Origin of the sequence: Clostridium sp. ZBS15 (assembly GCF_023845705.1) — a bacterium.
Taxonomy (GTDB): Bacteria; Bacillota; Clostridia; order Clostridiales; family Clostridiaceae; genus Clostridium; species Clostridium aquiflavi.
The window spans coordinates 1-981 of the sequence record NZ_JAMQHY010000077.1 but is presented as its reverse complement, the minus strand read 5'-3'; the positions used below and the strand labels follow the sequence as shown (position 1 = coordinate 981).

At 26.4% G+C, this 981-nt stretch carries 1 protein-coding gene; it reads right to left on the bottom strand.

Annotated features, from left to right (window positions below; genetic code table 11):
- Positions 1-243: 243 nt before the first annotated feature.
- A partial coding sequence (locus NG904_RS16230; protein ID WP_252232734.1) for a DUF4176 domain-containing protein occupies positions 244-981 on the bottom strand: 738 nt, incomplete at its 5' end.

Here is a 981-nt window from a genome sequence, read left to right as displayed (position 1 = left end):
TTCTTAGTTTCCACTTCAAAACCACCCCCAATTACATCAACAACTTTAACTCCACCATCTCCATTCACTATATTTTTTATTATTTTTTCTACTTACTGCCAAAAGTTCTCTACAACCACCTTTTAACTGATGGAATTCTAAATACAACAAAGCTAATACATCTCAATTAATGTATTAGCTTTATATTTATTGTAATGTTACCTTACCTTTTCATTTATCTTCTTATTCTAAATATATACTTAATTATTCTCCTCTTAATAATTCTCTATTTTTTATAAGCTGTTTATTATATTTTATTTCTTTTTCATCTTCATATCCTTTAAAATAAACTTTACTAATATCCTCTCTATTAAAAGCATAATTAGTATCTATATTAATATTTCCTTCTGGATATATACACCCTGCATAATCATATACAATATTAGAATCTTTACCTTTAATGCTTGCGACTCTACCCATTATCATTAATTTTTTATTACTTCCTTCAACTGTAATTATTGAACCTAGTGGTAATAGTTCATTCTTATTATTAGCTATGTTTTCTACTTCACATTTAGTGTCTATATTTTTCTCATTGCTTTTTAAATTATCATTATTAGTTGTTTTTATGCCCTTCACTTTATTTCTATAATCTATTAACTCCCTATTATACTCTACTTCATCTGTATCTTCATAACCTTTAAAATAAACTTTTTCTATTTGATCTGTATTAAATACATAACTGTCATCATCACTCATAAATCCTCTAGGATATGCGCATCCAGAATAATCCCATCTTTTTTCATTTGAGTCAGATGCTATCCTTTGCATTCTACCTGTTATCACCAATTCTCTATTTGAATTTTTTAATAACACTACTGTTCCTAAAGGTAAAACTTCATCTTTATCAATTTCTATTTCACTTTGTTCATTACTAATTATATTTTTTTCATCCTCTTCATTAAGATTTCCAATATTCACCTTGAACCTACATCCATTTAT